The organism is Arthrobacter sp. StoSoilB22 (genome assembly GCF_019977315.1).
In the GTDB taxonomy this organism is placed as follows: Bacteria; Actinomycetota; Actinomycetes; order Actinomycetales; family Micrococcaceae; genus Arthrobacter.
The window spans coordinates 2864546-2887930 of record NZ_AP024652.1 but is presented as its reverse complement, the minus strand read 5'-3'; the positions used below and the strand labels follow the sequence as shown (position 1 = coordinate 2887930).

General features: G+C 61.5%; 22 protein-coding genes, 1 pseudogene and 1 riboswitch. Of the genes and pseudogenes, 11 read left to right on the top strand and 12 right to left on the bottom strand.

The window, feature by feature from the left end; genetic code table 11:
• Positions 1–16 precede the first annotated feature (16 nt).
• Positions 17–130: riboswitch (SAM riboswitch) on the bottom strand.
• Between the two features lie 170 nt (positions 131–300).
• The 4 genes from hisN to LDN70_RS13435 are packed head-to-tail and all read right to left on the bottom strand — an operon-like array spanning position 301 to position 4191.
• On the bottom strand, positions 301–1113 hold the full coding sequence (gene hisN / locus LDN70_RS13450; protein WP_142938593.1) for a histidinol-phosphatase: 813 nt from the start codon (positions 1111–1113) through the stop codon (positions 301–303).
• A gap of 55 nt (positions 1114–1168) precedes the next feature.
• Positions 1169–2284, bottom strand: a complete 1116-nt coding sequence (rsgA, locus tag LDN70_RS13445; RefSeq protein WP_142938594.1) for a ribosome small subunit-dependent GTPase A — start codon at positions 2282–2284, stop codon at positions 1169–1171.
• A 2-nt stretch (positions 2285–2286) separates the two neighbouring features.
• Positions 2287–3669, bottom strand: coding sequence for a 3-phosphoshikimate 1-carboxyvinyltransferase (aroA, locus tag LDN70_RS13440; RefSeq protein WP_142938595.1), 1383 nt, complete (start codon positions 3667–3669; stop codon positions 2287–2289).
• Between the two features lie 6 nt (positions 3670–3675).
• Entirely contained in the window at positions 3676–4191 is a 516-nt protein-coding gene (locus LDN70_RS13435; protein WP_142938596.1) for a DoxX family membrane protein, read from the bottom strand.
• 180 nt (positions 4192–4371) lie between these two features.
• On the opposite strand from LDN70_RS13435, the gene LDN70_RS13430 reads away from it, so the two are divergent.
• Together LDN70_RS13430 and rsrA are read left to right on the top strand one after the other, a co-directional pair.
• Positions 4372–5169, top strand: a complete 798-nt coding sequence (locus tag LDN70_RS13430) for a sigma-70 family RNA polymerase sigma factor (protein WP_142938597.1) — start codon at positions 4372–4374, stop codon at positions 5167–5169.
• Entirely contained in the window at positions 5166–5426 is a 261-nt protein-coding gene (rsrA, locus tag LDN70_RS13425) for a mycothiol system anti-sigma-R factor (RefSeq protein WP_142938598.1), read from the top strand. The genes LDN70_RS13430 and rsrA overlap by 4 nt, the downstream gene beginning before the upstream one ends.
• A 119-nt stretch (positions 5427–5545) precedes the next feature.
• On the opposite strand, the gene LDN70_RS21300 is transcribed toward rsrA, so the two are convergent.
• The 6 genes and pseudogenes from LDN70_RS21300 to LDN70_RS13400 form a co-directional block, all read right to left on the bottom strand.
• The gene (locus LDN70_RS21300) at positions 5546–5620 is read right to left on the bottom strand and encodes a 50S ribosomal protein bL37 (protein ID WP_369299106.1); all 75 of its coding nucleotides are present in this window, start codon (positions 5618–5620) and stop codon (positions 5546–5548) included.
• A 113-nt stretch (positions 5621–5733) separates the two neighbouring features.
• Positions 5734–6348: a PadR family transcriptional regulator gene (locus LDN70_RS13420; protein ID WP_142938599.1), complete on the bottom strand. Its 615-nt coding sequence runs from the start codon at positions 6346–6348 to the stop codon at positions 5734–5736.
• Entirely contained in the window at positions 6348–7196 is an 849-nt protein-coding gene (locus LDN70_RS13415; protein WP_223942653.1) for a DUF4097 family beta strand repeat-containing protein, read from the bottom strand. The genes LDN70_RS13420 and LDN70_RS13415 overlap by 1 nt, the downstream gene beginning before the upstream one ends.
• Before the next feature lie 102 nt (positions 7197–7298).
• A pseudogene (locus LDN70_RS13410) lies at positions 7299–7837 on the bottom strand (serine hydrolase domain-containing protein).
• A 210-nt stretch (positions 7838–8047) separates the two neighbouring features.
• Positions 8048–8647 (bottom strand): GDSL-type esterase/lipase family protein, encoded by a 600-nt coding sequence (locus tag LDN70_RS13405; RefSeq protein ID WP_141282482.1) that lies wholly within the window; start codon positions 8645–8647, stop codon positions 8048–8050.
• 138 nt (positions 8648–8785) lie between these two features.
• On the bottom strand, positions 8786–12580 hold the full coding sequence (locus LDN70_RS13400) for a multifunctional oxoglutarate decarboxylase/oxoglutarate dehydrogenase thiamine pyrophosphate-binding subunit/dihydrolipoyllysine-residue succinyltransferase subunit (RefSeq protein WP_142938600.1): 3795 nt from the start codon (positions 12578–12580) through the stop codon (positions 8786–8788).
• Positions 12581–13066: 486 nt separating this feature from the next.
• Here LDN70_RS13400 and LDN70_RS13395 point away from each other — a divergent pair, with 486 nt between their 5' ends.
• The 5 genes from LDN70_RS13395 to LDN70_RS13375 all read left to right on the top strand — a co-directional run bounded on the left by LDN70_RS13395 (position 13067) and on the right by LDN70_RS13375 (position 18455).
• Positions 13067–14419, top strand: coding sequence for a hemolysin family protein (locus tag LDN70_RS13395; protein WP_223940525.1), 1353 nt, complete (start codon positions 13067–13069; stop codon positions 14417–14419).
• Entirely contained in the window at positions 14416–15486 is a 1071-nt protein-coding gene (locus tag LDN70_RS13390) for a hemolysin family protein (RefSeq protein WP_166840169.1), read from the top strand. The genes LDN70_RS13395 and LDN70_RS13390 overlap by 4 nt, the downstream gene beginning before the upstream one ends.
• A 107-nt stretch (positions 15487–15593) precedes the next feature.
• On the top strand, positions 15594–16595 hold the full coding sequence (locus tag LDN70_RS13385; RefSeq protein WP_166840171.1) for a metal ABC transporter solute-binding protein, Zn/Mn family: 1002 nt from the start codon (positions 15594–15596) through the stop codon (positions 16593–16595).
• 165 nt (positions 16596–16760) lie between these two features.
• Positions 16761–17564, top strand: coding sequence for a metal ABC transporter ATP-binding protein (locus LDN70_RS13380; RefSeq protein ID WP_142938665.1), 804 nt, complete (start codon positions 16761–16763; stop codon positions 17562–17564).
• The gene (locus tag LDN70_RS13375; RefSeq protein ID WP_142938604.1) at positions 17565–18455 is read left to right on the top strand and encodes a metal ABC transporter permease; all 891 of its coding nucleotides are present in this window, start codon (positions 17565–17567) and stop codon (positions 18453–18455) included.
• Here LDN70_RS13375 and LDN70_RS13370 read toward each other — a convergent pair.
• A complete protein-coding gene (locus LDN70_RS13370; RefSeq protein ID WP_142938605.1) occupies positions 18452–18919 on the bottom strand; it encodes a Fur family transcriptional regulator in 468 nt (155 codons plus the stop codon). The two genes, LDN70_RS13375 and LDN70_RS13370, sit on opposite strands and share 4 nt — an antisense overlap.
• Positions 18920–19013: 94 nt before the next feature.
• Between LDN70_RS13370 and LDN70_RS13365 the strand changes: the two genes are divergently transcribed.
• A complete protein-coding gene (locus tag LDN70_RS13365) occupies positions 19014–19667 on the top strand; it encodes an MBL fold metallo-hydrolase (RefSeq protein ID WP_223940524.1) in 654 nt (217 codons plus the stop codon).
• On the opposite strand, the gene cds1 is transcribed toward LDN70_RS13365, so the two are convergent.
• Positions 19664–20746 carry an L-cysteine desulfhydrase Cds1 gene (gene cds1 / locus LDN70_RS13360; RefSeq protein WP_142938607.1) on the bottom strand — a complete coding sequence of 361 codons (1083 nt, stop codon included), beginning with the start codon at positions 20744–20746 and terminating at the stop codon, positions 19664–19666. The two genes, LDN70_RS13365 and cds1, sit on opposite strands and share 4 nt — an antisense overlap.
• A gap of 71 nt (positions 20747–20817) precedes the next feature.
• On the opposite strand from cds1, the gene LDN70_RS13355 reads away from it, so the two are divergent.
• The 3 genes from LDN70_RS13355 to LDN70_RS13345 are packed head-to-tail and all read left to right on the top strand — an operon-like array spanning position 20818 to position 23287.
• Positions 20818–21717, top strand: a complete 900-nt coding sequence (locus LDN70_RS13355) for a sulfurtransferase (RefSeq protein ID WP_142938608.1) — start codon at positions 20818–20820, stop codon at positions 21715–21717.
• A complete protein-coding gene (locus LDN70_RS13350) occupies positions 21714–22862 on the top strand; it encodes an NAD(P)-dependent alcohol dehydrogenase (RefSeq protein ID WP_142938609.1) in 1149 nt (382 codons plus the stop codon). Before LDN70_RS13355 ends, LDN70_RS13350 begins: the two co-directional genes overlap by 4 nt.
• Positions 22859–23287 (top strand): HIT family protein, encoded by a 429-nt coding sequence (locus tag LDN70_RS13345; RefSeq protein WP_223940523.1) that lies wholly within the window; start codon positions 22859–22861, stop codon positions 23285–23287. Before LDN70_RS13350 ends, LDN70_RS13345 begins: the two co-directional genes overlap by 4 nt.
• Positions 23288–23385 lie beyond the last annotated feature (98 nt).

Genomic DNA, 23385 nt, shown 5'->3' with positions numbered 1-23385 from the left:
AGGGACCCCCATAGGGAATCCGCGCTTGCCGCATCCGTTCCGGACCGGCCGGGTCGTCACCCGGGGCACCCCACCGCGAATGGAGGGTTGCCGGCCAGCTAACCGGGGTTTAGCGCTGGCACTCGTGACCTGTAAAAAGGCTAAAGCACGTCCGGGGGCCCTTCCAAAGCCGCTGCCGATTGTTAAGCCCTTTGTTACGTCGGAGCCAAAATGCCCGCTTCGTCGAATAAAAAACGGCGGAGACCCCCAAAAGGGGGCTGCCGCCGTCGAATATTCCGTTCCTGCTGGTTTGCAGGAGGACTAGAGAAGATCGTCCAAGCCGGGGTTGAGCCGCTTGAGGACCTCGGAGTGAAGGATCGAGTTGGTGGCCAGCGCATTGCCGCCGAAGGGACCGTCTTCGCCTTCCAGGGAGGTGAAACGGCCACCGGCCTCAGTGACGATGGGGACGAGTGCTGCCATGTCATAAAGGTTCAGCTCAGGCTCGCAGGCGATGTCCACTGCGCCCTCGGCCACGAGACAGTACGACCAGAAGTCACCATAGGCGCGCGTGCGCCAAACATCTTCGGTGAGGTCCAGGAACTCGTCAAGATTGCCGCGTTCCTTCCAGCCCGAGAGGCTGGAGTAGGACATGGAGGCGTCAGCCAAACTGGAGACGTTGGAAACTTTGAGGCGCGTGGCCGAGGCGAGGGACCGGCCCATGTAGGCGCCCATGTCCTTGGCGGCCCACCAGCGTTTCCCTAATGCCGGGGCGCTCACAACGCCCACCACAGGTTCGCCGTCGTCCACGAGGGCAATCAACGTTGCCCACACCGGAACACCCCGGACGAAGTTCTTGGTTCCGTCGATGGGGTCGATGATCCAACGGCGCGAGCCGTGGCCGCTGCTGCCGAACTCCTCGCCCAGGACCGCATCACGTGGGCGCGAGCGGGACAGCTGGCCGCGGATAGCTTCCTCAGCGGCCTTGTCAGCGTCAGTGACCGGCGTGAGGTCGGGCTTGGTTTCGATCTTGAGGTCCAGTGCCTTGAAGCGATCCATGGTCTGGGCATCGACTGAATCAGCGAGGACGTGGGCCAGGCGCAGGTCATCGTTGTACGTGGAAACGGGATGGGTCATGCCACCAAACTATCCTGAATCGTTCGCCTCATTGGGGACGTGAAGCCGGTAACGATCAGTTGACGGTGCCCAGTTCCTTGGTCTCTTTCGCCTCGAGTCTTGGGTCTGCACCCAACAGGCGGCGCAGGGAGGCCAACCGTGCTACTCCTGATGGTCCTGCGTGGCCATCGTTCACCCATGCATCCAGCCCGCAATTGGTGGCGGTTGCACTGTGCTTGCAGCCGCGGTCGCAGGTTTCCGTGCCGGGCTCAAGGTCCGGGAACGAATGGAGGATCCGGTCCGGGTCCACATGCGCCAGGCCGAAGGAACGGATGCCGGGCGTATCGATAATCCAGCTGCCGGACGGGGCGTCGTCCAGCTTCAGCGCCAAGGCCGAGGATGAGGTGTGCCGGCCACGGCCCGTCACCGCATTGACTCCGCCCGTGGCGCGCTCCGCCCCCGTCAGTGCGTTAACCATGGTGGATTTGCCGACACCCGAGTGGCCCAGCATGACGGTGACTTTGCCACCTAGATGTGAGCGGAGCTGGGATACGGCGTCCTTGTCCAGCCGGGCTGAGAGTCCATCATCCGAGCGGGCATCAATGCCGCCGGCCTCGGAGTCAGCCGTACGGCTGATAATCACGGGAAAGTCCAAGCTCAGGTAATTGGCAAGGAGCTCCGCCGGATCCTTGACGTCCGCCTTGGTGATCAGCAGCAACGGCTCGATGCCGGCGTCGTATGCCGCAACCAGGGCACGATCAATAAACCCGGTGCGTGGTTCCGGGTTGGCCGCCGCAACAACCACAACAAGCTGATCGGCGTTGGCTACAACTACCCGTTCTATGGGGTCGGTATCGTCAGCGCTGCGGCGAAGAAGCGTCTTCCGCTCTTCCACCCGGACAAGCCGCGCCAAAGTGTCGGGGGACCCGGAGACGTCACCTACCAGCGCGACGAAGTCCCCTGGGACAACGGGATTTCGCCGCAGCTCACGGGCGCGGGCTGCAATCACGATCCGCTCGTTGGCGGAATCTTCGCCAACAATTGCCCGGTAGCGCCCGCGGTCCACAGTGATGATTCTGCCTATCACGGCGTCATCGTGGCTGGGGCGGTCCTTGGTGCGGGGCCTGGATCCTTTTTTGCTGGGACGGATCCGGACGTCGGATTCGTCCCAGGAACGTGCGTCACGGCCCATGGTCAGTTACTGGCCTCATCAAGATCGTCGCTATCATCTGTTTGCTGCAACATGGCCGCCCACATCTGTGGGAATTCCGGCATGGTTTTTGACGTCGTGGCGATGTCTTCGACTTGTACGCCTTCGACGGCCAGACCAAGGATCGCGCCGGCAGTAGCCATGCGGTGGTCGGCGTAGCTGTGGACGACGCCTCCATGAAGGGCAGCCGGGCGGATCACCAAGCCATCGGCGGTTTCCTCAGCATCGCCTCCGAGGCCATTGATCTCGGCAACCAGCGCGGCAAGCCGGTCGGTTTCGTGTCCCCGGAGGTGGGCGATGCCGGTCAACCGTGAGGGCCCGTTGGCCAGGGCGCACAATGCGGCGACCGTAGGCGCCAGTTCGCTGGTTTCGTCGAAGTCGGCACCTTTGATCTCGGCCGCGCCGGTCACTGTCAGCGTTCCGTCGTCAAACGTTACTTCTGCACCCATGGCAGCCAGGATGCTCCGCCATTGATCGCCTACCTGCGTGGTGCCGGCAGGCCAATTGGGAATGCGGACGGTGCCACGTGTGGCCAGCGCCGCGGCGAGGAAGGGTCCGGCGTTGGAGAGGTCCTGTTCAATCCGTTGGTCAAAGGCCCGGATGGGGCCGGGCGAGACACGCCAGTGGTTGGGTACGGAATCGTCCACCGTGACACCCACGCTGCGGAGGACCTCCACCGTCATGGTGATGTGGTCCAAGCTGGGAACGGGTTTGCCCACGTGTTCCAGATGCAGGCCCTCAACGAACCGGGCACCCACCAGCAACAACGCGGAAACGAACTGCGAGGAAGCGCTGGCATCAATCACCAGGTGGCCGCCCCGAACTTCGCCGGTACCGTCCACAGCGAAGGGAAGGGACGACGGCGTCCTGCCGCCATCTGCTGCCACCGGGACTCCGAGGGCGATCAGGGCTTCGATGATGGTCCCCATGGGCCGCTTGCGGGCGTGGGGGTCGCCGTCGAAGACTGTGACGCCGTGACGCAGCGCAGCCAACGGGGGAACGAACCGCATAACGGTTCCTGCGAGCCCGCAGTCGATTGCCGTCTCAGCTCCGGGTGCAGCCGGATCCAACGGAGTAATTTCCAGGTCCGGACCGAAGTGGCCGTCGCCGGGTACCTCCTTGACGGTGGCACCCAGATGCTGGAGAGCTTGGATCATCAGTGCGGAGTCGCGCGAGTGAAGGGGAGCCCTCAACCGTGAGGGACCATCCGCCAAAGCCGCCAACACCAGGAACCGATTTGTTAGCGACTTTGAACCTGGGACCGTCACCGTTGCGTCCACTGGCCCCTTGGCGTGAGGCGCCGGCCACAAGGGCAGCGTGGTGGCGGCTTTTGCTGATTCGGTGTTAGCGGAGGTGGTGCCGGTCATGCTTCCTTATGCTCCAACTGCGTTGTCTACGGCCTTGCGAACTGCTTTGTCTGCGCGCTTGATTTGCTTGCCTGTCACTTTTTTTGCATCGGCCGCCAAGTGTTCTGCCCGCCAGGCAATGCTCGGACGGCCGTCGGTATCAACTGCGGCAAGAAGCACGCCGCCCGTGAGGGAAATGTTCTTCAGCAACTGCGCCTTGCGGGCGCTCCGGCCTTCCTTGGTGCTGATGTCGGCCGAACGCCACTCGACATAGGAGTTCAGTGCCGAAGTGATAGCGAGAACCGTGGCGGCAAAGCGTGATAGTTTCCCGAGCCCGAGCAAAGCGCCGGCGCCCAACTGTGCACCGCCGAGGACGCGCGCGAGTGTCTTTTCGTCAGCTTTGAAGGGCAGCGATTCGGAGGCGCGACGAAGGACGGGAGAGAGTTGCTTCGCAGTGTCGTCCGCGTTCCTGAGCTTGTCCAGCCCTGCGACGACGAAGCTGGACGCGAGCATGGGACGTGCGAGAAAACGGATAACAGACATGTCTTGCCTCCTGATGGCTTGCCACATTAGTTCGGTGAATGTTGTGTTCAAGGGGTGCAGTCTGATCTAGTCTTGCACTTTTGCGGAATATTTACCCGGCGGCCACCGTTGTGAACCACAGGTGCGGCGGAGACCGGACTGCGGCATGGTGTGTGCCGCCTGTTGAACGGAGTGGGTTTTTTGACTTTGGTTAAGGACCGGGTGGTGCTGCCGGAGCCTGGATATGGAATGCAGCCGGAATCGCGGCAGCTGACAGTAGACTTGGCAACGATGAGCACCACTGAACCGGCCGCAGCGGCCAAGTACCAGGCAGCCGGCGCGGATGATGACGCGACGGCGGCAAACGACGTCGATCCTGCTTCGGAAACCCCGGAACAGCGGCGGGCACGCTTTGAGCGTGACGCCATGCAGTACGTGGACCAGTTGTATTCGGCAGCCATGCGTATGGCGCGCAACCCCTCCGATGCCGAAGATCTGGTCCAAGAGGCCTACACCAAGGCGTTTTCGGCGTTCCATCAGTACAAGCCGGGAACTAATCTCAAAGCCTGGCTGTACCGGATCCTCACCAACACTTACATCAACCTTTATCGGAAGCGTCAGCGTGAGCCGCTGCAGTCCAACTCGGACACGATCGAGGATTGGCAGTTGGCCAAGGCGGAGTCGCACACTTCGGCAGGCTTACGGTCGGCAGAGACCGAAGCACTGGATCACCTCCCTGACTCCGACGTGAAGAACGCTTTGCAGTCGATTCCTGAGGAATTCCGCCTTGCGGTCTACTTCGCGGACGTTGAGGGCTACGCATACAAACAAATTTCAGAGATTATGAATACCCCGATCGGCACGGTCATGTCACGGTTGCACCGCGGCAGGAAGATGCTGCGGGATATGTTGGCGGACTATGCCGCCGAACGGGGCTTCAGGGCCCAAACCGAAGATCAGGCCGCGGCCGGAAGCAACAATCAGGAGAAAGAGAAATGAGCGACTGCCAGGGATTGGGCGATTGCGACGATACGCGAATGCAACGGATCTACGAGTACCTCGACGGCGCATTGACCCGCGAGGATCTCACTGAGATCAAGCAGCACTTGGATACCTGCGAGGAGTGCGCCGAGCAGTATGACCTTGAGTGCCTCATCCGCACCATGGTTAAGCGGTCATGCACTGAATCCGCCCCGGAGAACCTGAAAAACTCCATACTGGACCGCATCCACGCCATCAAGCCAGTGGACGCCTGATCCCGGCCGGATGCTGAAGAGCCTGATTCTTTACAGGATTGACCTTAACGTCGAAGGCCCCGGAAACCGCATGGTTTCCGGGGCCTTCGCTTTTAAGCCTGTGACGCTAAGCCGGTGGCTTAGGTGTTGGGACGCTTGCCGTGGTTCGCGCCGCCGCGCTTACGGTCACGACGCTTACGTGCACGCTTGCTCATAGCTGGCCTCCTTCAAGGATTGATACTCAATAAAGCTGCCCTCCAGTTTCGCACATCCGGGTGCTGCGCCGCGAACCGGCAGGTTTCGTGCTGCTTGGTGGCCGCCGGCGTCGTCAATGATGCAGCGTGTTCCTGATCGATATGCGGGCCTGGTCCAATACGGTGCGCACGGTTTCGAGCGTCAGGGGAGTCAGGGACTGCGAGGCGCCGTGTTGGCGTAACTCGACGCGGATGTCATCCCTGAAGGACTGAACCAGTAATTCCGCTTCCTTGAGGATGCGTTGACTTTCGGGAGTATGCCCCATCGTCCTGCTCCGCAAATGGGCCGAAGAAGCGCTGGTTCGTGCAGCTTCAGCAGTGGCCGCAAGATCTGCCCGCAGGCCGCGCATATTGGTGCGGATGTCCTCCCGCAGGTTGTCGGCAAGTCGCCTGACGGACGCGGAGATGGTGTCTTCGACATTGGCCAGCTCATCCCGGCGAGTATCGAGCTCAGCGCGGCCGGCGTCCGTAATGAGGTACTTGGTGCGGCGGCCTTCGGTCTCCGTGGCAACCAGGCCTTCCTCCTCCAGCTTGCCCAAGCGCGGGTAAATAGTACCGGCGCTAGGGGAGTAGGTGCCCCCAAACCGTTCGCCCAACGCCTTGATGAGCTCGTAGCCGTGCTTGGGACCGGCCTCCAGCAAGGCGAGCAGGTACAGCCGCAGGGCGCCGTGAGCGAAAACCGGAGGCATCAGAGGCCCGCTTCCCCGGGGATGGGGTGGCCGCTTTCCGGTGTGGGAGCCGATCCATGCATGATGTAGGTCTTGCCGGAAACGGTGTTGGTCCTCACCAGCATCAGCCTTTCGTCGGGACCGACAATAGTGTGAACAGTGCTGCCTGCTTGGGCGTACATTTGGTCATCGATCACCACGGTTCCGCTGGCCGACTTCGCCACGATGTCCAGGCCGACGTCGTGTGGTAGCCGGATGGTCAGGTCTCCGGAGACGGAGTTGGCCCCGAGGTCGTTGGTGTAGTCCTGCAGGTCAAAGCTGAGGTCGCCGCTCACTGTGCTCGCGCGGACGTTCTTGAACTTGCCCGAAGCGGTGACTTCGCCTGAGACGCTCTTGGCGGTCAGGACGCCGTCGTGGTTTCTGGCGATGACCTCGCCACTGACTGTATTGACGTGCAGTTCGCCGCTGGTGCCGTCCGCCAGGACAGAACCGGACACCGTATTGAGCCGGGTGCGTCCACTGATGCCCGAGACCATTCCGTCACCGCTCACGGTACCCGCCTCAACGTCGACGCCGGATGGCAGCGCAATGCCGACGATCACCGAGTTGCTGCTGGTGTTATTGACGGTGCTCATCAAGTTGCGGAACCAGCCCTGCGGTCCATGCAGTTGGTGGCGTACTTCCAACCTTCCGTCAACAAGAGTGACCGTCAGCGGGTCGCCCGTGATCTCACTGACTTCGATGCGGACAAAAGGTTCCTGGTGCGTCACGACGTCAAAGCGGCCTTTGACAATGCCGAGTTTGAGTGAGCGCACATTCTCCACGTCAATGGTTTGGGGGTCCGTCACGGTCCATAGTTCGTCAGACATCATTCCTCCACGTTGCGATATATCGCGTTTACATAAACACGATATATCGCATCTGCTGTGGAGACAATGGTTCTGCGTATGCTAATCAACGGCAGGGTGGGCCTAGGACCGGTACATCTTTCCGATGAGCGTGACGTCGTTGGGCGCGAGCGTGCCGGCGATGGCTTCCTGCTGCATGGCCTCCGGCAGCGCGGGATTAGTCATGGTCAGGACGTTGTCCCCGAAGAAGTAGCCCTGGGGGTGGGGTGCGGGAATGCTGTTGGACGAAATGTCCGGGAAGACTGTTCCTGTCATGCCCAGCGGCTCGAAGATGCGGTCCCTGAACAGTTGCCCCAAGGGTTTCCCGTCGACTTTTTCGGCGATGAGGCCTAGCAGACCGTACTGGTATTGGAGTAATGAAAACCCTGGCCGGGCGCAAAGTACGGTGGGTGCCTGTACGCCAGGGCAAGTAGTTCGTCCGGTTGCCAGGCCCTTTGCGGGTCTGTGTCCATGGCCGAATTGAGGTCAAGGGTTTCCGTGTAGTTGTACAGCCCGCTCCGCATGGTCAGCAGTTGGTCGATGGTGATGTTGTCGCCGTTGGGAACGTCGGGGCGGTGCCGGGACACCGGATCATCCAAGGAAAGCCTGCCCTCCTGGACCATCTGCAAAATGGCAGTTGTGGTCCAGGTCTTGGTGACGGAGCCCACCCGGATATGGTCCCGATGGATACTTCGCGCTGGGCGTCGCGGACACCAGTGCCGTACGAAGCCGTGAGGGCGGACCGGAACTGCAGGAAACTGTAGCGACCACTGCGGCAACAACGGCCGCGGTGAATGGTGCTCTGACAGAAACCTACACGATCCGCGTCATGGCTACTCCGGTTGGGCGATATTAAGCCACTGGAACCAGCCGCGGTGCAGGACAAGCCACGCAATCAATCCGTAGCCGGCCTGGCCCGGTGTTCCCCCATTGGCTGCGAGGTCCGTCCTCCACTGCTCATGATTGAGCAAGGGAGAGAACGTGTCAACGTAATGGTGGTTCCGCCTGGTGGTGACGTCGGCAAACGCCGTGTTCAGCTCGGCCAGACGTTTGTTGCGTGCGGGGTCCAAGGTAGGCGGCGGGCCCACCACAAAGACCTCCACGCTGCTGTGCGAAGCCCCGTCAAGGATGTTCGCAAGGTTCAGCCGGCTGCGTGCCGTGGACAGTCCAAACTCAAGGTCGCGACCCGAAAGGCCGATCACCAGTCGATTCTCATGCTGATCACTGAAGCGCCTTCCGGCTTCATCCTGCCAGCGTGCGGCGAGGCCCTCGGTGCCTTCCATGGGGCAGGGGAGCGGGAAACTTTCCACCACGACGGAATCCTGGGGTGTGCGGGCCAGGACTCTACCGAGCCAGCCCAAGGCGCGGGGATCCCCCAGGCCCGCGAGCAGTTCATCTCCTACAGCTGCGATGCGCAGCTTCCTGTCTTCCACGGCTACCTCTTCACACTCGTTACGGTCCTTGCACGGTTTGGCCGATCATCGGCCGGTTTGGGAACCGGGTCCTGTCCCATTAAACAGAACTGCCCGGCCTAAGGCGCGCACATCGCTCCTCAGGCCGGGCAGTTTCGCTTACTTGCGTTCGAACGCCTGCTTAATCAGGGTGTCCTGTTCAGCGGCGTGGCGCTTCATGGATCCGGCAGCGGTGGATGCCGAAGCCGGACGCGACACGAGGCGGAGCTTGCGGTCAAGCTCCGGTGCCAGGTTAAGGCCCATGAACGGCCAGGGACCCTGGTTGGCGGGCTCGTCTTGTGCCCACACGATGTCAGCGTTCGGGTACTTGGCGAGCTCGGCATCAATCTCTGCCTTCGGCAGCGGGTATAGCTGCTCCACGCGGATGATCGCCGTCGAGGTATCGCCGGACTTTTGACGGTTGGACAGGAGGTCGTAGTACAAACGCCCGGAGACCAGAATGACGCGGTCCACGTTGGCCGGCTGCACGTCCGGATCACCGATAACCGGCTTGAAGCCTCCGGTGGTGAAGTCCTCAACAGCCGAAGCCGCGCCCTTGAGGCGAAGCAGCTGCTTGGGGGTGAAGATGATCAACGGCTTCCGTGGGCGGCTGTAGGCCTGGCGGCGCAACAGGTGGAAGTGTGAGGCAGCAGTGGTGGGGTTGGCCACGATCATGTTGTCCTCGGCGCACATCTGCAGGAAGCGCTCAATGCGTGCCGACGAGTGGTCCGGTCCCTGGCCTTCGTAACCGTGCGGGAGCATGAGCACCAGCGAGGAGCGCTGGCCCCACTTCTGTTCCGCCGAGGAAATGAACTCGTCAATGATGGTCTGGGCGCCATTGACGAAGTCACCGAACTGGGCTTCCCAGAGGACCAGAGCATCCGGACGCTCCACAGAGTAGCCGTATTCGAAGCCCATGGCAGCGTATTCGGACAACAGGGAGTCGTAGATCCACAGCTTGGCCTGGTCGTCGGAGAGGTTGCCCAAAGGCAGCCACTCGTTGCCGTTGGCGCGGTCGTGGAACACTGCGTGACGCTGGACGAACGTGCCGCGGCGGGAGTCCTGGCCGGCCAGGCGTACGGGTACGCCTTCCATGATCAGTGAGCCAAAGGCTGCGATCTCGCCAAAGCCCCAGTCGATGCCGCCCTCACGGGACATCTGCTCACGCTTCTCCAGGAGCTGCTTGAGCTTGGAGTGAACGGTGAAGCCATCCGGAATTTCCAGGTGCGCCTTGCCGATGCGGGCAAGGGTTTCGGCGGAAATCGCTGTGGACGTGGGGGAGTTCGTCCCGAAGTCAGACTGCTGCGCAATGGGACGCTCGATGTCCGAGACAGCAGCGGAGTCCGCCGTGATGATCGGGATCGGGGAAGTCTGTGCGGCATGCGTTTCAGCGAAGACGCGCTCAAGGCGCTCCTGGTAGTCGCGGAGCAGCTGCTCAGCTTCTTCCTCGGTAATGTCTCCGCGGCCGATGAGCGACTCGGTGTACAACTTGCGAACGGAGCGCTTGGCTTCGATCAGGTTGTACATGAGCGGCTGGGTCATCGAGGGGTCGTCGCCCTCGTTGTGGCCGCGACGGCGGTAGCACACCATGTCGATGACGACGTCCTTGTGGAACCGCTGACGGAACTCGTAGGCGAGCTGCGCAACGCGCACCACGGCTTCGGGGTCGTCGCCGTTCACGTGGAACACCGGTGCCTGAATCATCTTGGCAACGTCGGTGGAGTACGTTGACGAACGCGATGACGACGGTGCGGTGGTGAAGCCAACCTGGTTGTTGACGATCACGTGAATGGTACCGCCGGTGCGGTAGCCGCGCAGTTGCGAGAGGTTGAGGGTTTCAGCCACAACACCCTGGCCCGCGAAGGCTGCGTCGCCGTGGACCATGATGGGCAGGACAGGGAAGGACTCACCCTGGTCCAGGCGGTCTTGCTTAGCGCGGACAATGCCTTCGAGGACGGAGTCAACAGCTTCCAAGTGGGACGGGTTGGCGGCGAGGTAGACCTTGGTCTGCTTGCCGTTGTCCGAGGTGAAAGTACCCTCAGTGCCGAGGTGGTACTTGACGTCACCGGAGCCCTGGACCGAGCGGGGGTCCTGGGTGCCTTCGAATTCGCGGAAGACCTGTGCGTAGGTCTTTCCTGCGATGTTGGTCAGCACGTTGAGGCGGCCACGGTGGGCCATGCCGATGGCAACTTCGTCCAGTCCGTCGTCGGCCGCGTCAGAGATGACGGCGTCGAGCAGCGGAATCAGCGACTCGCCGCCCTCGAGGGAGAAGCGCTTCTGGCCAACGAACTTGGTCTGCAGGAAGGTCTCGAAAGCCTCTGCGGCGTTGAGCTTGGAAACGATGCGCAGCTGCTCTTCGCGGCTCGGCTTGGAGTACGGGTGCTCCAGCTGATCCTGGAACCATTTGCGTTCCGCCGGCTCCTGGATGTGCATGTATTCGATGCCCGTGGTGCGGCAGTACGCGTCGCGGAGGACGCCAAGGATGTCGCGGAACTTGAGTTGTGGTTTGCCACCAAACCCGCCGGTAGGCCACTCGCGGTCCAGATCCCAGAGGGTCAGCCCGTAGGTCAGGACGTCAAGGTCCGGGTGCTTGCGCTGGACATACTCCAGGGGATCGGTGTCAGCCATCAGGTGGCCGCGCACGCGGTAGGAGTGGATCAGCTGCTGGATACGGGCAACCTTGTTGATCTCGTCTGCAGGATCAACCTGGAGGTCCGGGCTCCAACGCACGGGCTCGTACGGGATGCGCAGGGCTTCGAAGATCTCATCATAGAAGTTTTGCGCGCCAAGGAGGAGCTGGTGGACGAGCTTCAGGAACTCTCCGCTGCCTGCGCCCTGAATAACACGGTGGTCATAGGTGGAGGTCAGGGTGAGAATCTTGCTGATGGCGTTCTGGGCGATGATCTTCTCGCTGGCACCCTGGAACTCGGCCGGGTAATCAAGCGCGCCGACGCCGATGATGGCAGCCTGGCCCTTGGAAAGGCGCGGCACCGAGTGGACGGTGCCGATCCCACCGGGGTTGGTGAGGGACACCGTGGTGCCCGCGTGGTCGTCAGCAGTGAGCTTGCCGTTGCGGGCGCGCTTGATGAGGTCCTCGTAGGTGTGCCAGAACTCCGCGAAGTCCATGGTCTCGGCCTTCTTGATGTTCGGAACCATCAGGAGGCGGGTGCCATCGGGCTTGGGCATGTCAATGGCGATGCCGAAGTTGACGTGAGCCGGCTGGACGGCGCTCGGCTTGCCGTCGATTTCGTCGTAGTAGACGTTCATCGAGGGGAACTGGGAGAGCGCGCGGACAACGGCGTAACCGATGAGGTGCGTGAAGGACACCTTGCCACCGCGGGCGCGGGCAAGGTTGGAGTTGATGACAACCCGGTTGTCAATGAGCAGTTTGGCAGGAACTGCCCGGACGCTCGTGGCGGTGGGTACTTCCAGGCTGGTCACCATGTTGGTGGCGATGGCCTTGGCCGGGCCGCGGAGGACGGAAACGACGTCTTCCTCGGGTGCCGTGGGAGCTTTGGTGCTCTTGGGAAGCTGTGCCGGAATCGGCTGGGCCGTGGCACCGGCGACGGGCTTCTTTGCTCCGTCCCGGGCAACCGTGGCGGGTGCCTTCTTCGCCGGGGCGGGTGCCGCCGGTGCAGGCTCGGGGGCAGCTGCGGGAGCGGCCGGCGTCGGTGCCGGTGCCGCTGCGGGCGGAGCTACCACGGGAAGTGCTTGGGTAGGGGGATTGACAGCCGAAGCGGCTGCGGAGGATCCGTTGGAAGAAGTGCCGTCACCGGAAGCAAAGGACTCGAAGAGCGGCCACCACTTGGCGTCGACCGAATTCTTGTCCTGTTGGTACCGCTCGTACAGTTCGTCAACGAGCCACTCGTTTCCGCCAAATTCCTCTGGTAGACGGTGGCTGGGCTGCTCTGGCACTTGAAATACGCCTCTTCCATGAGTGTTGTTTTCCCGCTGGCCACAGATGCTCTCCACAATGACGGGCCAGGGTCCGGGTCCCGCGAACTCAGACCCATGTCAGTCTAGTTAGCATCGTTGGTTAACTGCCAATAGTGGTGACCTAAATCATGTTGTGGCTGACTTAATGGACATGTGCCTCTTCTTTGAAGGGTACGTGACGCCGGCAGGGCATCACTGCCCGGCTGACTGTAGACTGAAAGTCTTATGGACAGTAAATCTAGGTGCCGGCCTGGGAACTGTCGGGGGAGCCGCTCAGGCAACCCCGCACAGCGTGCCCGTCGAGCCGGCAACACCCGTTCACATGCCCATCACTCGCCGGCGCTCACTGCCGGTGGTTCTGCGGACCGTCCGTCTGCGGGACCCGACCAGCCTCCGCCCGGGCGAATCCCGGCGCAGCAGGCATTATCTCCACTGCACGCGCCCACTCTTGGAGTGATGCGCTAAGTGGAATGGATTCTCCTCCTAGCCGGTTTTGCTCTGATTCTTGGCACCGGCTTTTTCGTAGCAGTTGAGTTTTCCCTTGTTGCTTTGGACCAAGCCAGCGTTCAGCGCGCGGTGGATAATGGCGACCACGCCGCCGCCCCGCTGTTGAAGTGCCTCAAGTCCCTCTCCACCCAGCTTTCCAGCTGCCAGTTGGGCATTACGCTCACCACCTTGCTGACAGGTTTCGTGATGGAACCGTCGCTGGGGCAGCTTCTCCTGGGACCATTGGGTGCGGTGGGCATCCCTGCCGAGGTCACCCATTCCGTGGCGTTGATCCTTGCCATGGTGATCGCAACCCTGTTGTCCATGCTGATTGGCGAACTGGTCCCCAAGAACATGGCCATTGCTCTCGCTTTTCCGTTAGGTAAGCGCCTGGCGCGCCCCCAATTGATGTTCACAGCTGTCTTCAAGCCCGCAATCGTGGTGCTGAATGGATTCTCGAACAAGGTGTTGAACCTGTTCGGTCTTGAAGCCAAGGAAGAGATCTCAGGGGCAAGGACACCTGCAGAACTCGCTTCCTTGGTACGGCGCTCCGCCGAGTTGGGGACATTGGATGCCGGCACGGCCAACTTTGTTGCCCGCACCTTGAACTTTTCCGGTCGCACTGCGGCGGACGTCATGACGCCACGCATCCGCATGGAAACGATCGACGCCGACCAGCCGGTATCCGATGTCCTGGATGCTGCGCGACGGACCGGATACTCCCGATTCCCTGTCATTGGTGATTCCACCGATGACATCCGCGGCGTGGTCCACGTCAAGAAGGCGGTAGCCGTGCCCGCTGAGCGCCGGGCCAAGCTCGAGGCCGGTGCCATCATGACGGATGTCCTGCAGGTCCCGGAGACGATCCACTTGGACGCGCTCCTGTCCGAGTTGCGGGAAGGCAACCTCCAACTGGCGGTTGTACTCGATGAATACGGCGGAACCGCAGGAATTACCACGCTGGAGGACCTTGTGGAAGAAATCGTCGGGGAAGTTGCTGACGAACACGACAAAGTCCGGCCGGGAGTGCTGCAGAGTGCATCCGGCGATTGGTACTTTCCGGGCTTGCTGAGGCCGGACGAGGTATCCGAGCAGATACCCAACCTCACTGTCCCCGACGAATCTGCCTACGAGACCGTGGGCGGGTACGTCATGAGCCAACTGGGGCGCATCGCAAGGACTGGCGACGTCGTCGAAACCGTCGGCGGGACGCTGACTGTGACCAGGATGGACGGCCGAAGGATCGACAGGATCTGTTTCCATCACGTGGAGACAGACATGTCGGATGCTGCGGATGCCGAAATTCCGCGCCGTGAAGCAGGTGCCCTATGAATGACTGGGTAGGAATCGTCTGGCTTGTGGTGCTTCTGATTGGCAACGCCTTCTTTGTTGGCGCTGAATTCGCGGTCATGTCCGCGCGTCGAAGCCAGATTGAGCCGTTGGCACAAGCCGGGTCCAAGCGCGCGCAAACAACACTGCGTGCAATGGAAAACGTCTCGCTGATGCTCGCCTGTGCGCAACTTGGCATTACCGTCTGCTCGCTCCTGATCCTTCAGGTTGCGGAGCCGGCCATCCACCATCTGTTGGCGGAGCCCCTTGAGCTGGTTGGTGTTCCGGTTGAATTGGCAGACATCATCGCGTTTGCCATCGCTTTGCTGTTCGTCACGTTCCTGCACGTTACCTTTGGCGAAATGGTGCCCAAGAACATCTCGGTTTCCGTTGCAGACAAGGCGGCTCTCTTGTTGGCGCCGCCGCTGATGTTCATAGCCCGGGTGGTGAACCCGGTGATCTGGTCATTGAACTGGCTCGCCAACCACATCCTGCGGCTGATGAAAATTGAACCCAAGGATGAAGTGTCCTCTTCCTTTACGCTTGAGGAAGTCCAGTCGATCGTCCAGGAGTCCACGCGCCATGGGTTGGTGGACGATGAAGCGGGTCTTTTGAGCGGTGCTCTGGAATTTTCCGAACACACTGCTTCGCACATCATGGTTCCCTTGGACAAGCTGGTGGTCCTGAAGACAGCATCCACTCCCGTGGATTTGGAGAAGGCGGTCAGCCGCACCGGTTTCTCACGGTTCCCGATGGTTGACGACGACGGCGAACTCGCCGGGTACCTCCACGTGAAGGACATCCTGTCCATTCCGGACGAGGGCAGGAAACACCCGATTGCCGAGGGCAGGATACGGTCATTGGCCAACCTGGCTCCGGACGACGAGATCGAGCAGGCATTGTCCGTCATGCAGCGAACGGGTTCGCACTTGGCCCGTGTAGTGGGTTCGGGCGGGGAGACCCAGGGCGTGTTGTTCTTGGAGGACGTCATTGAGCAGTTAGTGGGTGAGATCCGCGATGCTACACAGGCAACCGGCATTCGCCGTTATGGCGGTCAGCAGGTGCAGTAGGAAGCGGTAGATCCCTCTGGCGTCGCCTGGTTCCAGGTGACGCCAGAGCCTTCTAAATAGGAATCATTCCCATTTGGGGCTACACTGAAATCTCCCAGTAATTGTGTTTGATTCTCATTTTGAGTAGATCCGAGGTCTTCGTGCGTCGTTCCGCCACCCGCCTGTCCGTGGCCGCTTCTGCAGCTCTGTCCGCCCTACTGCTGTCGTCCTGTGCCGGGACCGCCGGAGCGAACAATGATCCCACAACAGGCGCCATTGAAGTCGTCACCTCTACCAATGTCTACGGGGATGTCGTGAAGGCTGTCGGCGGGGACAAAGTCAACGTGAACGCCATCATCACCAAGACCAGCCAGGACCCGCACTCATACGAGGCAAGCGCCCAGGACAAGCTGGTGATTTCCAAAGCCAAGCTCGTAGTGGAGAACGGCGGTGGCTATGACGAGTTCCTCCACAAGATTGCTGATGAGACGAAAGTCGGCCACGAGAACATGATCAGCGCCGTCGAGATTTCAGGCCTTGCTCCGGAAGAGGAGGGCCACAGCGAAGAAGCGCACAGCGAAGAGGGCCACACCCACAACCACGGAGACTTTAACGAGCACGTTTGGTACAGCCTGGACACCATGGGCAAGGTTGCCGACGCGGTGGCCGCCAAGCTGGGCAGCCTTGACGCGGGATCGGCCTCGACCTTCACGGCTAATGCGGAGACATTCAAGGCAAAGCTCTCAGAATTGACGGGCAAGCTTGACGAGATCAAGGCCGGCAATGAGCACGCCCCCGTGGCCGTCACTGAACCCGTTCCGCTGTACCTCCTCGAAGCTGCAGGCTTGGAAAACAAGACGCCGGAAGCCTACAGCGCGGCAATCGAAGAAGAGACCGATGTCCCGGCTGCGGTACTGAAGGAAACCACAGATCTGGTCAGTGCCAAATCGGTCCGGTTCCTGGCGTACAACGAGCAGACGGAGGGGCCGCAGACCGAGTCGGTCAAGCGGGCTGCGGAAGCGGCCGGGGTACCTGTTGTGAACTTCACTGAAACGCTGCCGGACGGGAAAGACTACCTCCAGTGGATGACGGACAACGTGGAATCAGTCACCGCCGCACTCAAGAAGTAGCGTTCCCTGCACCCGTTATGGGGTGAAGGGCCCCGCTGGCGTCCTAAGATATTCAGGATGGCTGCGGGGCCTTTTGCTTGCCACCAGCCTGGTGGCCAATACCAGCGGCACAACAACTGCGTTCCACGGAATGCATGGATATGAGGATAACTTTTGACACCGGTAGTGAGCCTCCGCGGAGCCAGCCTGCAGTTCGGCAAGCGGACACTCTGGCGGGACCTGGACCTGGACATCAACCCGGGTGAGTTCTTCGCTGTCCTTGGTCCAAATGGCAGCGGCAAGACCAGCTTCCTGAAAGTTCTGCTCGGATTGCAGGAACTGCATTCCGGAACCGTGTCCCTGGGTGGGCACCCGGTGGAGCGGGGAAGTAAAAAAATCGGCTATATACCCCAGCAAAAATCGTTTGCCCCGGACACCCCGCTTCGCGCCCGTGACCTGGTGGGGCTGGGGATCGATGGGCACCGCTGGGGAATGCGGTTTGCATCCGGCAAAGTCAACGAGCGGATCGACCAGCTGCTGGAGCAGGTGGGCGCATCGGACTACGCCAGGGTGCCGGTTGGACAGTTATCCGGCGGCGAGCAGCAACGTCTCAGGGTGGCGCAGGCCTTGGCGACCGAGCCGCAGGTTCTCCTCTGCGATGAGCCACTGCTTTCCCTGGACCTGCATCATCAACAGGGCGTCAGTTCACTCATCAACAAGCAATGCCATGAGCGGAACAGCGCCGTGGTCTTCGTGACCCACGAAATCAACCCTGTGATCGACTACGTGGATCGTGTGCTCTACCTGGCCGGTGGAAAGTTCCGTGTCGGAACTCCGCAGGAGGTCATGACCACGGAAGTACTCTCCGAACTGTACGACAGCCACGTGGAAGTCATTCACGCCAATGGAAGGATCGTGGTGGTGGGTCTTCCCGACGCAACCACCCACTTCCATGACGAAGCCCACGCAACCACCGGGGAGGAGTTCTAGATGGACGTCGAGAGCATCCTGCAGACCATTTTCAATTTTGAGAATTATGGTGAATTGCTGGTTCTCGTCCAGAATTCCATCTGGGCGGGTGCCGTACTGGGGCTTCTGGGCGGGTTGGTGGGTACGTTCGTGATGAAACGGGACCTGGCTTTCGCGGTCCACGGCATCTCCGAACTGTCCTTCGCCGGTGCTGCCTTCGCCCTGCTGATCGGAGCCGACATCATTTTCGGCTCCCTGATTGGCTCTGTGGCCGCGGCTGTACTCCTGGGCTTCATGGGAGTAAGGGCACGCGACAAGAACTCGATTATTGGTGTGATTATGCCGTTCGGGCTGGGCCTGGGCATTTTGTTCCTGGCGCTCTATGAGGGTCGCGCGGCAAATAAGTTCGGTCTGCTGACAGGTCAGATCGTGTCCGTTGATACGGTGCAACTGCAGGTGCTTGCCGGCACGGCTGTGGTGGTGATGATTGCTTTGGCGGCAATCTGGCGTCCACTGAGCTTCGCCAGCGTGGACCCTGAAATGGCAGAAGCGAGGGGTGTGCCGGTTCGTGGCCTTGCCATCGCTTTCATGGTGCTGCTGGGTGTCAGTGTGGCGTTGTCCATCCAGATCGTGGGCGCGCTCTTGGTCCTCGCCTTGCTGATCACCCCTGCAGCTGCCGCGCTGAGGGTGACTACATCACCCCGTTTGGTAGTGCTGCTGAGTGTGCTTTTCGCGATGACGGCCACAGTGGGTGGAATTCTTTTGGCTTTGGGCAGCCGCCTCCCCATCAGCCCGTATGTCACCACGCTGTCCTTCCTGATTTACGTGGTGTGCCGGATCATCGGCAGGGTCCGCGCTAACAGGGGCCTTAATGGCCGCGTATCACGGGACCAGCCGGCGGGAGCGCTCTAAAGCTTGCCGGCTGCCTTTTTGGCTGTGCATTCGGGGCACAACCCGAAGATTTCCACTGTGTGGGCAACCTCGGTGAAGCCGTGTTCAGTTGCCGTCCGGGCAGCCCAGGTCTCGACGGCGGGTGCCTCCACTTCTTCTGCCTTACCGCAGTTGCGGCAGAGCAGGTGGTGGTGGTGTCCGGTGACCGCGCAGCGCCGGTAGACGGCTTCACCGTCGCCGTTTCGAAGGACATCAATGAGGCCGTCGTCGGCCAGGGACTGCAGAATCCGGTAGGCCGTGGCAAGCGACACGGAGATGCCTTTGTTCTGCAGCAGCCGGTAAAGCTCTTGAGTGCTCACGAAGTCATCCAATTCGTCCAGGGCGGCGCTGACGGCCAAGCGCTGCTTGGTGACGCGCTGCTCCCTGACACCGCTGGTGGCCGGCGCTGCGTTGCCGGTCGTGGCCGAATTGGTGCCCTGTGGCATTGAAAGACTCACTTCCCTGGGGATGTTGGCAAAGCCCAATTTTACCAGTAGGGGAGGCTTGGAAACTGTCAGTGGGCGCCCATAGGCTGTCTCCATGAAGCTCACCAAGTACACCCACGCTTGTGTCCGGTTGGAGAAGGAAGGAAAGGTCCTGGTGATTGATCCCGGGACTTTCTCCGAGTCTGAGGAAGCCCTGCGCGGAGCCCACGCCGTACTTGTCACCCACGAACACAATGACCACATCGACCAAGCGGCAGTGACAGCAGCCCTGCGCAGCAACACTGCGCTGGAGGTCCATGCGCCGGCCGGGGTGGCTGCTGCTTTGAAGGAAAGCGGGGATGTGGCCGATCGCGTGTATGCCGTGGAGGCCGGTTCTGGCTTCGAAGCGGCAGGGTTCAGCATCCGGACTTTTGGTGGCCAGCACGCTGTCATCCACGCTCAGATCCCGGTGGTGGCGAATATTGGCTATCTGGTGGATGACAACGTCTTTCACCCCGGCGATTCGTTCGTAGTCCCCGATGGAATCAATGTCCAGACCCTTTTGGTTCCCCTCCATGCTCCGTGGTCCAAAGTGGGCGAGGTAGTGGACTTCGTCATCTCCGTCCGTGCTCCCCAGGCTTTTCCGGTCCACGACGCCCTGCTCAACGAACTGGGCCGGGGGATCGTAGAGGGCCATGTCACCCGGATCGGCGCCCGCTACGGAACCACCTACAGGCGTCTTGCCCCGAAGGAGTCGGTGGAGGTCTAGGCGGGCCACACCCCGGTGTCGTGAAAGCGTTCCAGAACTGCTTCATGCGGTGCGGGGTCCAGGCCGTGCGCGGCCAGCCACCCGGCGTCGTTGTAACTACCCGCGTAACGGTCGCCGGCGTCGCACATGAGAGACACGATGCTGCCTTGCCGGCCCTCGGCCACCATCGCGGCCACCAACTGCCAGACGCCCCAAAGATTTGTCCCTGTGGATGGTCCTGCGTGCAGGCCGGTGAGTTTCCGTAAGTGCCGCATGGCGGCTACCGAGGCAGCATCAGGCACTTGGATCATGTGGTCGATGACTGCCGGGACGAAGCTGGGCTCTGACCGCGGCCGGCCGATGCCCTCGATCCTGGACGGAAGGCCTGTTGCCGCGGCCGCGTTTCCGTCGCGCCAGGCCGGGAAGAAAGCCGAGTTTTCGGGGTCCACGACGGCCAGCCGGGTGTCATAGCGGTTGTATCGGAGGTAGCGGCCAATGGTGGCGCTGGTACCGCCGGTGCCTGCACCCACCACAATCCATTCCGGAATCGGGTGTTCTTCCAAGGAGAGCTGTTCAAAAATCGATTCCGCGATGTTGTTGTTGCCGCGCCAATCCGTTGCCCGTTCGGCGTAGGTGAATTGATCCATGTAGTAACCACCCGAGGTCTTTGCGGTCTCTTCCGCAACGGCGTAGACCTCCGAAGCATGGTCAACCAGCAGGCATGCGCCGCCGAAATCCTCGATCAGGGCGATCTTCTCCGGGCTGGTGGTCTTGGTCATGACCGCGATGAACGGTAGCCCGATGAGCCGGGCAAAGTATGCCTCGGACACCGCGGTGCTCCCGCTTGAGGCTTCGACGATGGTAGTGCCTTCGGTGATCCAGCCGTTGACCAGGCCGTATAGGAAAAGTGACCTGGCCAAGCGGTGCTTGAGGCTGCCCGATCTGTGGGTCGACTCGTCCTTAAGGTACAGGTTGACTCCCCAGTGGTCCGGGAGTGGGACGGCATAAAGGTGGGTGTCGGCCGAGCGGTTGTTCTCAGCCTCGATTTTACGGATGGCCTCGTTGGCCCATGCCCTGTCCTGAATACACGAATTGCTCACCGGATAAGCCTAGGCTGGAATCCGGGCGCCGGAAGCAAAGGGGTCCATGCCGCAGGAACGAAGGAGAACTTATGGCCACGCTGATCAGCGCGTCGGAACTGCACGCGCGCCTCGAGTCCGGGAAACGCACTGCACTTCTGGACGTCCGCTGGGTCCTGGGCCGTACTGATGGACACGACGAATACACGGCCGGTCATCTTCCTGGCGCGGTGTTCGTGGATCTCCCCACAGAGCTGGCCGATCACGCACAGCCCCGGCAAGGCCGCCATCCTCTGCCAACCCGTGAGCGCTTTCAGGAATCCGCGCGCTCGTGGGGCATCAGCGACGGCGACACCGTGGTGGCGTATGACAACAGTGGCAGCATGGCCGCGGCACGCGTTTGGTGGATGTTGCGGAATGCGGGCTTTGACTCTGTGTACCTGCTCGACGGCGGCCTGGCCGCCTGGCGCGCGGCAGGGCACCCGGTGGAATTCGGTGAGGTGCGACCCGCCGTCGGAAATGTCACTTTGGGTGAGGGCCGCATGCCGGCGATCACTGAGCATGACGCGGGGCAGTGGCACCGCAACGGTGTTTTGCTGGACGCCCGGTCAGGGGAGCGGTACCGCGGTGAGGTGGAACCCATCGATCCCAAGGCCGGGCACATTCCGGGCGCCGTGAGCGCGCCCACCACGGGGAATGTCGCCGCTGATGGCACGTTCCTTCCGGCAGAGGAGCTACGCCGGCGCTTTGAGGAGCTGGGTCTGGAGCCGTCGTCCAAGGTGGCTGTCTATTGCGGGTCCGGGGTCACGGCCTCCCACGAGGTGGCTGCCTTGGAAATCGCTGGATACCGGGCTGCGCTGTATCCGGGCTCGTTTTCGCAATGGTCCAACAATCCTGCCCATGACGTTGCCGTGGGCAGTGCGCCGTTTGAACAGCACGCCGCCGGACCAAGTGGCACAAGCAGGGCTGCCGGGAGTAGCGTCGAAGCATGACTCCCGGACGCCCTGTGCCCCCGCCCCTTGCCAAGCCGATCACCATGGACACCAGTGAAGATCGCCCCGGAACGCTGGCTGCAGCGTACGGTGCCACATCCCCGGATAGTGGGTTGGTACCCCTGACGGTGGCCCGCCGCGTACCTACAGAGGATGACGTGGAGATTGCCATTGAGTTCTGCGGGCTGTGCCACTCGGATGTGCACGCAACGCGCGGTGAGTGGAGGGTTCCGCCCTACCCGTTGATCCCGGGTCACGAAATCGTGGGCCGCGTAACCCGTGTTGGGGCGGCCGTTCAGGACTTCGCCCCAGGTGACCGCGTGGGCGTTGGCTGCATGGTGGATTCCTGCCGCGAATGCGAGAGCTGCCTCGAAGGACTGGAACAGTACTGCGAGCGGGGCAATGTAGGCACCTACGGGGCTGCAGATCCGCGGCACGGTGACGAGATCACCCAAGGTGGATACTCAACCTCGGTGGTGGTGGACAGGCGTTTCGTGTTGCGGGTCCCGGATGCGCTGGATCCGGCTGCGGCGGCTCCGCTGCTGTGTGCCGGTATCACCACGTACTCGCCGCTGCGGTATTTCGAGGTAGAGGAAGGCGACTCCGTGGGTGTTGTTGGCCTGGGTGGACTGGGACACATGGCCGTCAAGATCGCCAAGGCCATGGGTGCTGAAGTAACGGTATTCACCACCTCCGAATCCAAGTTCGAGGCCGCACGGGAGCTGGGCGCGGACCATGTGGTCCTGTCCAAGGACGCCGATGCCATGGAGGCAGCCAACCGGAGCATTGACGTGATCATCGACACCGTTGCAGCCCCGCACGATCTCAACCCGTACTTCCGGACCCTTCGCCTGGACGGGGCCCTCTTCCAGCTGGGCCTTCCCGCCGATGACATGCCACCGGTCAGCCCCGGGTTGCTCATCCGCCGGAGGCTCGCCTACGCAGGTTCGTTGATTGGTGGCATTGAGGAGACGCAGGAAATGCTGGACTTCTGTGCCGAACACGGCGTAGTGAGCGACATCGAAGTGGTGGCGGCCGGGCAACTCAACGAAGCTTATGACCGCATGGTGGCCGGAGACGTGAAGTACCGTTTCGTTCTGGACACAGCAACACTTCAGGAACCATCGGAAAGGGCAGACGCATGAGCACGCTGTTTACCAAGATCATCAACGGTGAGATCCCGGGCCGCTTTGTCTGGAAGGACCAGGACGTGGTGGCGTTCCTGACCATCTCGCCCATCACCCAAGGACACACCTTGGTGGTGCCGCGTGAAGAGGTGGATTCGTGGACGCAAGCCAGCCCGGAATTGCTGGCCAAGGTCATGGACGTGGCCCAGCGCATCGGCAAGGTGCAGGAGTCCCTGTTCGACGCCAAGCGTGTTGGCGTGTTGATGGAGGGTTTCGAGGTGGATCATCTGCACGTCCACGTGTGGCCGGCGTATTCCACGGCGGATTTTGAACTTCACAACGTGGACCACAACCCGGACCCCGCCATCATGGATGCCACTGCCGTGAAGCTGCGCGCGGCTTTACGTGACGCGGGCCACAGCGAAGCTGTCCCCGAGGGGTGACTTTGCAAGTGGTGGCGGTCTTTGCCTGGGGCTGATTCCTGCATGATTTAACCCGGCGGTGCTTGTGAAGCGCCGCCGGGTTTTCTCATGCCTGCCCG

Excerpts from the sequence above, each read along its gene's own strand:
- LDN70_RS13390 (WP_166840169.1), top strand. The coding sequence starts at position 14,416 with ATGAATGACTGGGTAGGAATCGTCTGGCTTGTGGTGCTTCTGATTGGC.
- LDN70_RS13345 (WP_223940523.1), top strand. The coding sequence starts at position 22,859 with ATGAGCACGCTGTTTACCAAGATCATCAACGGTGAGATCCCGGGCCGC.
- LDN70_RS13435 (WP_142938596.1), bottom strand. The coding sequence starts at position 4,191 with ATGTCTGTTATCCGTTTTCTCGCACGTCCCATGCTCGCGTCCAGCTTC.
- LDN70_RS13420 (WP_142938599.1), bottom strand. The coding sequence starts at position 6,348 with ATGCCTCCGGTTTTCGCTCACGGCGCCCTGCGGCTGTACCTGCTCGCC.
- aroA (WP_142938595.1), bottom strand. The coding sequence starts at position 3,669 with ATGACCGGCACCACCTCCGCTAACACCGAATCAGCAAAAGCCGCCACC.
- LDN70_RS13365 (WP_223940524.1), top strand. The coding sequence starts at position 19,014 with ATGAAGCTCACCAAGTACACCCACGCTTGTGTCCGGTTGGAGAAGGAA.
- rsrA (WP_142938598.1), top strand. The coding sequence starts at position 5,166 with ATGAGCGACTGCCAGGGATTGGGCGATTGCGACGATACGCGAATGCAA.
- rsgA (WP_142938594.1), bottom strand. The coding sequence starts at position 2,284 with ATGGGCCGTGACGCACGTTCCTGGGACGAATCCGACGTCCGGATCCGT.
- LDN70_RS13350 (WP_142938609.1), top strand. The coding sequence starts at position 21,714 with ATGACTCCCGGACGCCCTGTGCCCCCGCCCCTTGCCAAGCCGATCACC.
- LDN70_RS13375 (WP_142938604.1), top strand. The coding sequence starts at position 17,565 with ATGGACGTCGAGAGCATCCTGCAGACCATTTTCAATTTTGAGAATTAT.
- LDN70_RS13355 (WP_142938608.1), top strand. The coding sequence starts at position 20,818 with ATGGCCACGCTGATCAGCGCGTCGGAACTGCACGCGCGCCTCGAGTCC.
- hisN (WP_142938593.1), bottom strand. The coding sequence starts at position 1,113 with ATGACCCATCCCGTTTCCACGTACAACGATGACCTGCGCCTGGCCCAC.
- LDN70_RS13415 (WP_223942653.1), bottom strand. The coding sequence starts at position 7,196 with ATGTCTGACGAACTATGGACCGTGACGGACCCCCAAACCATTGACGTG.
- LDN70_RS13370 (WP_142938605.1), bottom strand. The coding sequence starts at position 18,919 with ATGCCACAGGGCACCAATTCGGCCACGACCGGCAACGCAGCGCCGGCC.